This window comes from Bacteroidota bacterium, from assembly GCA_039714315.1.
Lineage (GTDB): Bacteria > Bacteroidota > Bacteroidia > Flavobacteriales > JADGDT01 > JADGDT01.
The window spans coordinates 1-1,839 of record JBDLJM010000267.1 but is presented as its reverse complement, the minus strand read 5'-3'; the positions used below and the strand labels follow the sequence as shown (position 1 = coordinate 1,839).

The following is a 1,839-nucleotide window of genomic DNA, read 5'->3' as shown; positions in this document are numbered from 1 at the left end:
ATAACAACTTCTCATACCACAGGTGCAACTGTATTAAAATCTATCGTCGAACTCAGGCTGTATTAAGCTAAAAAAATACAATAGAAAACTCTTTCAAACAACTACCTGGCACGAATTTTGTTGCACTTGTTAGGATAAAACTAACTTGAAACCTCAGTTATGAAAAAAATATTATTGGCACTGTCTGTCACCCTGATCACCCTGTCTTCCTGCGAAAAGGAAGAAACACATACGAAACTCGATATAAACGAAAAATCTCACTTCACAGGAACATTTGAGGCGATTGATTCTAAAAAAATGCCGATAAACGTTTCATTAACAATATCTGACGAACATTACAAATGTTTTACGAATTTACCTTTCGGAGTCGGAGCCGGTAAATTAGATATCTCCGAAACAACCATCGATTTTATTGACACCTTATTTTTTGTAAAACCTGCTAATTACGGGCCTACCTTTGTTCTTAGCGGAAAATACAACTATAAATATGACGGTGAAAATCTTACGATCCGAAAAGATGATGATGCAGAAAACACTGAATATAAGCTGAAAAAGCTGGATGTTAAAGAAATAGACGAAACAGTTCTTAAACTCTATACAATGTTTAAAAACGGAGAAATATCCGAATGCAAACACAATGGCAAAACTGTGTACTCTGCAGGTTTAAATGCCTATGATGCAGGCGGCAGTATTTTCGATAATGAAGGAGAGGTAATAGGCTCATGTAACTATGCCTGGGGCAATGTTGATGATATATGTAAAGAACTTGAAAACTGTGAGGTAATATACCGCGTTGAAAATAACATTTGGGGGCTTCCTGCTGTAGATATTTATGGCCTTGGTAAATAAAGCATACAATAAAGAAGCTTATACCTCATTACAATAAAACATATTAATTATGAAAAATATATTCCGGATACTAATCTTTAGCCTTGTTGCTTTAACATCATGCGAAAAGAATGATGAAAAGGCTGATATAAACTGTGAATCACTTACTCAGGGGCTTATTTCGATGGAATCGGATGTTGTAAGTACCGAACTCGAAAAGTTAACTGTTGATTTATCTCCCAATCCAAACGCGGAAGACCAATATGGTCATAGTGAGAATATTGAATTACTTGTATCAGAACTTAACCAACAATGCGAAAATTTACAGGCAGAATTGGCGTGTTATGCATGTATAAAGACCTATCCACCCCAATCGACACTGCTTATTTCTATTAATTCATCAGGGATTATTATAAAAAGGGTAATTGATATTTCAACACCAAAAGATGATGTCATGAAATATGCAGATATACATAAATTAGACAGTGAAACTACAAAAGAGCAGGATGCAGCTATGTTGGAAGAAAGATATGCCGAAATTCTGACATTATCACAAAGCGTTAATTGCGACAATCCCGATGACTGGACTTTTACAGCAATAGGAAGTAAAGCATGTGGCGGACCGGCAAATTATATTGCCTATTCTAAAAAAATAGATACAACTGCTTTTCTTAACTTAGTTGAAGAGTTCACTTTAGCCCAGGCTATATATAATGTAAAATGGGGAATAATGTCTGACTGTACTGTCACTCCCAAGCCCGTTGGAGTAGACTGTAAAGACGGAAAGGCTATTCTGATTTATTAGAGAATAATTGCTTTTAAGGAGCAGAATGCAGAAATATAATTCGAACTGCTATGCCGGGCAAAGCTATAGCGGAGAGCCTGTCTGCCAATCCAGGCAGGCCGGAAATAGCGCCAAAAAAAAATGGAAAATTTTAGAAAATAATAAGAAAACAACTTAAAACACTTAATCTTATGAAATCCCTATCTCGGCTAAGCCGATACCAACTG

At 36.0% G+C, this 1,839-nt stretch carries 2 protein-coding genes; both read left to right on the top strand.

Going from position 1 to position 1,839, the window contains the following annotated elements:
• Positions 1–159 precede the first annotated feature (159 nt).
• On the top strand, positions 160–849 hold the full coding sequence (locus tag ABFR62_14225) for a hypothetical protein (GenBank protein MEN8139574.1): 690 nt from the start codon (positions 160–162) through the stop codon (positions 847–849).
• Positions 850–898: 49 nt separating this feature from the next.
• Positions 899–1,633, top strand: coding sequence for a hypothetical protein (locus ABFR62_14220; GenBank protein MEN8139573.1), 735 nt, complete (start codon positions 899–901; stop codon positions 1,631–1,633).
• Positions 1,634–1,839: the final 206 nt, after the last annotated feature.